A 6,407-nucleotide genomic window follows, 5' to 3' on the forward strand; every position below is an offset into this window, starting at 1 on the left:
CTCCCTTATGCGCAGCATAGGCTTTGCTCCCTCCCTTATGCGCAGCATAGGCTTTGCTCCCTCCCTTATGCGCAGCATAGGCTTTGCTCCCTCCCTTATGCGCAGCATAGGGGAGGGTTGGGGAGGGGTAGCTTTGGCTTTGGCTGCTGCCTCTGGATTTGGCCTTAATCACCAGCCCATAGCAAAATCCCCCCCTCCCCAACCCTCCCCTGCGCTCTGCGCAAGGGAGGGAGCAAAAGCCAGGCCCATGACCAACGAACGTGACCAGCTCCGCCATGCCGTCACCCGCCAACCCGGTGACTTCATCGCCTGGGTGATGCTGGCCGACGCAGAACTGGGCGCTGGCGATGTGCGCGCAGGCGAAGCAGCCGCAGCAAGAGCCCTGCAACTGCGTCCGCAACACCCCGAAGCCCTCGCCCGCCTCGGCCGCGCCCGCTGGATGCAGGGCAAGCATGACGAAGCCGCCGCGCTGCTGCAGCAGGCCTGCCAACTTGCTCCACAACATCCCGGCATGGCCTTGTGGCTGGGTCATGTATTGGAAGATGCCAACCAACCCGAAGCCGCCGCCGATGCCTATCGGCGCGCGCATGCCCTGGCACCGGATGAGGCCTATATGGCCGCGCAACGCCTGAACTGGCAGCGCCGGCTCTGCGACTGGCGCGATATCGATGCGCTCTCGCAGCAGGTGCGCAGTGCCGTAGCGCAAGGCAATCCCGCAGTGGAGCCCTTCGCCTTTCTCAGCGAAGACGCCAGCGCCACCGAACAACTGGCCTGCGCACGGCAACGCGCCAATGTTCTAGCCCAGTCCATTCCGCGTCTGCCGGCAACGCAGGTACGTGCACAGGGCGCGCTGCGCGTTGGCTTTCTATCCAACGGCTTCGGTGCGCATCCGACCGGCCTGCTGACGGTCGCCTTGTTCGAGCAGTTGCGCGCGCAGCCGCAACTGCAGGTGCATCTGTTCGCGCTCAACAGCGACGATGGCAGTGGCATACGCCAGCGCCTGCAGGCCGCTGCCGAGCAACTGCACGACGTCAGTGACCAAGCACATGCGGCGATTGCGCAGCGCATCCGCGCTGCTGGCATCGACCTGTTGTTCGATCTGCGCGGCTGGGGCGGTGGTGGCACGCCCGAAGTACTGGCCATGCGCCCTGCACCGCTGCAGTTGAACTGGTTGGCCTACCCCGGCACCTCTGGTGCGCCATGGATCGACTACGTCGTCGCCGATGACTTCGTGCTGCCACCGGCTCTGGAATCTACTTTCAGCGAAAAAGTGCTGCGTTTGCCGCGCGCCTTCCAGCCTTCGGACAACACGCGCACTGTTCAGTCACCGCCCTCGCGCAGCGACTGTGGCCTACCGGAAAGCGGCGTGGTGTTCTGCTGCTTCAACAACAGCTACAAGCTCAACCCACGCAGCGTCAAGCGCCTGTTGCAGGTACTGCTGGGCGTGCCCTGCAGCGTGCTGTGGCTGTTGTCCGGGCCGGGCAAGGCCGACCAGCGCCTGCAGGAAGTCGCCCGTCAACACGGCGTGGACCCAGCGCGACTGGTGTTCATGCGCAAGCTGCCACATCCGCAGTACCTGGCCCGCTACCGGCATGCCGATCTCTTCCTGGATACGCACCCGTACAACGCCCACACCACCGCTTCCGACGCACTATGGGCTGGCTGCCCGGTACTGACCGCGCCCGGAAACACCTTTGCGGCACGGGTTGCTGGCAGCCTCAACCATCACCTGGGCATGGACGACATGAATGTCGCTGATGACACGGCCTTCGTTGCCACCGCAATCGGGCTGGGCAATGACGCCGCCGCCCTGCAGGCCACGCGCCAGCGGCTGGCCGAAGCCCGCGAACGCAGCGGCCTGTTCGACATGGCCGGCTTCGCCAGCGACCTGGCCCAGCTGCTGCAGCAGCTGGGCGGCGCCCATGGCTGGCGCAACGCTGACATTGGCTGACATGCGATTGGGTTAGGCTCGGCGTTCCACAAGGAGTGACCATGGGCAAGCTCAAGCGCAAGCAGTACGAAGCGTTGCTGGAACCGATGCAGCTGGAACTGGCCAACATGGCACGCTGGGCCCAGCATTGCGGCCAACGCGTGCTGGTGCTGTTCGAAGGCCGCGACACCGCCGGCAAGGGCGGGGTCATCCAGGACATCGCCAAACACGTCAACCCGCGCCAGTGCCGGGTGGTGGCCTTGCCCAAGCCAAGCGAGCGCGAAGACAGCCAGTGGTATTTCCAGCGCCACATCGCGCACCTGCCCGCCTCCGGCGAGATCGTGCTGATGGACCGCAGCTGGTACAACCGTGCTGGCGTGGAAAAGGTGATGGGCTACTGCACCGATGCGCAGTACAAGGCCTTCCTCGATCAGACGCCCGCGTTTGAAAAACTGCTGGTGGACGATGGCATCCTGCTGTTCAAGTACTGGCTGTGCGTGGACCAGGAGCAACAGGAAAAGCGTTTCGCCGAGCGCCGTGATGATCCACTCAAGGGCTGGAAACTGTCACCGATCGATCTGAAATCGCGGCAGGAATACAACGCCTATACGCAGGCCCGCGAAGCCATGCTGGAGGCCACCCATACCGCGCAGGCACCGTGGACGCTGGTGGATTTCAACGACCAGAAGCGTGGCCGCCTGACCCTGATCCGCGACCTGCTGGATCGCCTGCCGGATACCTACATCGACGAGCCGGTGGTCGAACTGCCACCACTGCCAGGCAAACCCAAGAAAGAAAAGTACGGCGTGGTGAAGCCGATTGCGCCGTTCGCGGTGGATGAAGAAGCAGCCAAGCCATAGCGCGACTCCAGCGCCTTGTAATGCCGATCCATGCCCGGCAGGAGCTTTCCGGCAATGCCCCAAAGGCTGCCCTCACCCCAACCCCTCTCCCGTGAACGGGAGAGGGGCTTGTAGTGCCGAGCCATGCTCGGCAAGGGCATTCCCAGCCATCTTGTAGTGCCGAGCCATGCTCGGCAAGGCATTCCCAGCCATCTTGTAGTGCCGAGCCATGCTCGGCAAGGGCATTCCCAGCCATCTTGTAGTGCCGAGCCATGCTCGGCAAGGGCATTCCCAGCCATCTTGCAGGAGTTGTAATAGCGGCGTAAGCCGCGAAGCAGGCATTGCGCGGAGAGCTGAAAAGCTACCCCTCCCCAACCCACCCCTTCGCTACGCGAAAGGTAGGGAGTAGCAGCGGCACCGCGGCCATCTGACAGATGCCGAGAACAGCCCCCTCCCTTTCGCGCAGCGAAGGGGAGGGTTGGGGAGGGGTGCTCTTGGCTCTAGAGCTTTTTGCCCCCGCCTCAAGGCTCCAACCAAATAACCACCATCACCTCAAACAACCATCCTCAACCAACCATCATCAAACCGCCTTGCCACCCGCAGCCACAATCGCCTGCTCGATCTCCTGCGCATTCACCGGCCCCAGGAACTGCCTGGCGACTTTGCCGTCCGGCCCGATCAAGTAGGTCATCGGCAAGCCACGCGGCGTAGCGAAATCCTTGGGCGGGCTGAAGGTGTCGATGATGGCGATCGGATAGGCCACCGGATGCTCCTTCAAGAACGTCTGCATCTCGTCCAGCTCGATGTCCTCATACGCCAGGCCAACCACTTCCACATTGCTGCGCATGGCGTGCAGCGCCGACAACTCGGGCATTTCCTGCAGGCAGGGTGCGCACCAGGTCGCCCAGAAATTCACCACCACCCACTGCCCACGGTGACTGGCCAGGTCATAGGTCTTGCCATCCACGGTTGGTACCTGCAGCTGCGGTATTTCCACCGTCTGCTGGACCACACTGGGCTGGGTCGCCTCGGGCGCGGCCGGTGCCTGGGGTGCAGCAGCCGGCGCGGCGACAGGTGCTTGCTCGGGCTTGCACGCTGTCAAAGCCAGTGCCAGCAGCAAGGCAGGAACGAACTTGTTGATCATCGACTATCTCCGCGCTCTACATAGATGTCATCCACACGGCGCTTGAGCAGTTCGCGCAACGGCAGACGTAGTTGATCCAGGGCATTGCAGGCCGCTTGCCCAAGGCTGTCCTCGCGCATCGGCAGGTATTCCTCGGCGGCGGGAATACGCAGCTGCGCGCTTTCATACAGTTCATGCAGACTGATGCTGTCCAGGTCCCGCGCCAGCAACCATTCACCACGCTCGTCACGGCGCAACACGCCAATGGTTTCCATCTGCTCCAGCAACTGCTGCAGCAAGGAGTCGGTGAGCATGGGTTCCAGCAGCAATAGCTGATCTTCACCCAGCCCCTGCCCTTGCTGCCGCGCCTCACGGAAGCGCCCCAACAGGCGCAGCAAGCCATAAAGCTCGCAGCCCTGCGGCAGCCGCATTGCCACTGGCTGATAGCGGAAAGCTGCGATCGATGAGGCCAGTGATGCCCCCAGCAAGACCGAAACCCAGCTCAGGTAGATCCACAGCAACAGGATCGGCACGAAGGCCACCGTGCCATAGAGCTTCTGATAGGACTGGAAACTGCCCAGATACAGGCCCATGCCCCACTTCACCAGCTCCAGCATCAGCACCGCCAGCAGGGCGCCGGGAATGGCATGGCGCCACTTCACGGTGTGATGCGGCACCACCCGGTAGATCAGTACCACGCAGACGAACTCGATCAGCACCGGCGCCAGGCGCAGGCCAAGATCGGCCAGCCAGCGGCCCTCGGTGGTACCGAACAAGGGCAGCGACAACACCTTTGCCGAGATCGCCAACGAGGCGGCGGCCAGCAAAGCGCCCAGGGTCAAGACCGTCCAATAGACCAGGAAGCGGGTCAGCTGCGGCCGCGCCGAAGCCACCCGCCAGATGCGGTTGAAGGTCTGCTCGACACTGTTGAGAGTGATCAGCAGCGACACTACCAAGGCCAGGAAGCCAGCCGCGGTCAGCTGCCCGGCGCTGGCCGAGAACTGCCGCAGATAGCCCTCCGCCGCACGCGCCGCCGAGGGTACGAAGTTGGAGAACACGTAGTCGCTGAGCGCCTCGCTCCAACGATCGAACATCGGGAACGCCGACAGCACCCCGAATACGACAATGGCCAGCGGCACAAGCGCGAACACCGTGGTGTAGGCCAACGAGCCGGCGGCCTGGAACAGGCGGTCGTCGAGGAAGCGCTTCCACAGGAAGCGACCGAAGCTGACGTTGCGCGCCCGGTCACGCAGGCGCTCCATCCATAGGTTGAGTGAATCCAAAGGTTCCATTCGGCAAGGGTACCCGATGCAAAGCGCGGGCCGCATCGTTGATACTGCCGGTTCCTGTAAGAGTGAGCGAATGCTGCGATGGCGGAAATTCTGGTGCTTTACTACAGCCGTGGCGGCTCAGTGGCCCGGCTGGCGCGGCAGATCGCCCGCGGTATCGGCGAGGTTCCCGGCATGAGTGCCCGCCTGCGCACCGTGCCGCCGGTTGCCGCCGTCACCCAGACCAGCGCCCCGCCTGTACCCGAAGACGGCGCCCCCTATGTCGAAATTGCCGATCTGGCCGAATGCGATGGCATCGTGCTGGGCAGCCCTACCCGCTTCGGCAATATGGCCGCTCCGGTCAAACATTTCCTTGATGGCCTGGGTGCGGAATGGGTCAACGGCACCCTGGCCGGGAAGCCTGCGGCGGTGTTCACCTCCACCGCCTCGATGCATGGCGGTCAGGAGTCGACCCTGCTGTCGATGCATCTGCCACTGCTGCACCACGGCTGCCTGATCGTCGGCATTCCCTTCACCGAGCCGGCACTGAGCCACACCACCAGCGGCGGCACGCCGTATGGTGCCAGCCATGTGGCCGGCAGCCAGGATGATCCGCAGCCCACCGACGATGAAGCGGGGCTGGCGCGGGCACTGGGCCGACGCGTGGCCGATATCGCCCGGCGTCTGGCGCAATGAGCGGCCGCAGCCGCGACCTGATCCTGGCCTTGGCCTTGGCGCTGCTGGCCGGGCTGTATGCGTGGTGGTTCCGTGCCGACCGCCACCTGCTGGCGGTCGGCTTGGTGTTTGTGGCACCGCCGGTCCTGTTGCTGCTGGGCGTACTGGCACAGCGCGCCGTGGCGCGCTTCTGGGCGGGGGTATTGGCCTTGTTCTGGTTCAGTCACGGCGTCATGAGCGCCTGGAGCCACCGCGATACCGCCCTGTATGCGTGGATCGAGATCGTCCTGGCGCTGCTGATCGTGGCCCTGGTCAGCATCCCCGGCATGCGCGCCCGCTTTGCCGCCAAGAAAGCTCGCTAATATCCCCAAGCCCAGCAGGTCCGACCGGGTAGAGCCGAGCCATGCTCGGCTGGGGCACTACCTAAGAACCGTGTTGTGGGAGCGGGGGGGGGGGGGGGGGGCGGCCCGGCACAAACACAGCGCCCGCGGCGGGGGGGGGGGGGGGGCGGGCGGGGGGGGGGGGGGGGGGGGGGCGGGGCGGGGGGGGCGGGGGGGGGGCCCCGCCCCCCC

At 64.7% G+C, this 6,407-nt stretch carries 6 protein-coding genes; 4 read left to right on the forward strand and 2 right to left on the reverse strand.

Annotation, left to right across the window (positions count from 1 at the left end; all coding sequences use genetic code 11):
• The first annotated feature begins 247 nt into the window (after positions 1-247).
• Both ACVOLZ_RS21900 and ppk2 read left to right on the forward strand, forming a co-directional pair.
• Positions 248-1,951, forward strand: coding sequence for an O-linked N-acetylglucosamine transferase, SPINDLY family protein (locus ACVOLZ_RS21900; RefSeq protein WP_481517970.1), 1,704 nt, complete (start codon positions 248-250; stop codon positions 1,949-1,951).
• Between the two features lie 41 nt (positions 1,952-1,992).
• Entirely contained in the window at positions 1,993-2,790 is a 798-nt protein-coding gene (ppk2, locus tag ACVOLZ_RS21905) for a polyphosphate kinase 2 (protein ID WP_481517971.1), read from the forward strand.
• Positions 2,791-3,349: 559 nt separating this feature from the next.
• Here ppk2 and ACVOLZ_RS21910 read toward each other — a convergent pair.
• Together ACVOLZ_RS21910 and ACVOLZ_RS21915 are read right to left on the reverse strand one after the other, a co-directional pair.
• Complete coding sequence (locus tag ACVOLZ_RS21910) at positions 3,350-3,913, reverse strand: TlpA family protein disulfide reductase (protein ID WP_481517972.1); 564 nt, start codon at positions 3,911-3,913, stop codon at positions 3,350-3,352.
• The gene (locus ACVOLZ_RS21915) at positions 3,910-5,184 is read right to left on the reverse strand and encodes a YihY family inner membrane protein (protein WP_481517973.1); all 1,275 of its coding nucleotides are present in this window, start codon (positions 5,182-5,184) and stop codon (positions 3,910-3,912) included. The genes ACVOLZ_RS21910 and ACVOLZ_RS21915 overlap by 4 nt, the downstream gene beginning before the upstream one ends.
• Positions 5,185-5,262: 78 nt before the next feature.
• Between ACVOLZ_RS21915 and wrbA the strand changes: the two genes are divergently transcribed.
• On the forward strand, positions 5,263-5,856 hold the full coding sequence (gene wrbA, locus ACVOLZ_RS21920; protein WP_481517974.1) for an NAD(P)H:quinone oxidoreductase: 594 nt from the start codon (positions 5,263-5,265) through the stop codon (positions 5,854-5,856).
• The gene (locus tag ACVOLZ_RS21925; protein ID WP_481517975.1) at positions 5,853-6,197 is read left to right on the forward strand and encodes a DUF2069 domain-containing protein; all 345 of its coding nucleotides are present in this window, start codon (positions 5,853-5,855) and stop codon (positions 6,195-6,197) included. Before wrbA ends, ACVOLZ_RS21925 begins: the two co-directional genes overlap by 4 nt.
• Positions 6,198-6,407 lie beyond the last annotated feature (210 nt).

The sequence above is a fragment of the Stenotrophomonas sp. STEN020 genome (assembly GCF_056760195.1).

What these genes read in the sequence shown, in the direction of transcription:
- ACVOLZ_RS21900 (WP_481517970.1), top strand. Translation starts at nt 248, where the DNA reads ATGACCAACGAACGTGACCAGCTCCGCCATGCCGTCACCCGCCAACCC.
- ppk2 (WP_481517971.1), top strand. Translation starts at nt 1,993, where the DNA reads ATGGGCAAGCTCAAGCGCAAGCAGTACGAAGCGTTGCTGGAACCGATG.
- ACVOLZ_RS21910 (WP_481517972.1), bottom strand. Translation starts at nt 3,913, where the DNA reads ATGATCAACAAGTTCGTTCCTGCCTTGCTGCTGGCACTGGCTTTGACA.
- ACVOLZ_RS21915 (WP_481517973.1), bottom strand. Translation starts at nt 5,184, where the DNA reads ATGGAACCTTTGGATTCACTCAACCTATGGATGGAGCGCCTGCGTGAC.
- wrbA (WP_481517974.1), top strand. Translation starts at nt 5,263, where the DNA reads ATGGCGGAAATTCTGGTGCTTTACTACAGCCGTGGCGGCTCAGTGGCC.
- ACVOLZ_RS21925 (WP_481517975.1), top strand. Translation starts at nt 5,853, where the DNA reads ATGAGCGGCCGCAGCCGCGACCTGATCCTGGCCTTGGCCTTGGCGCTG.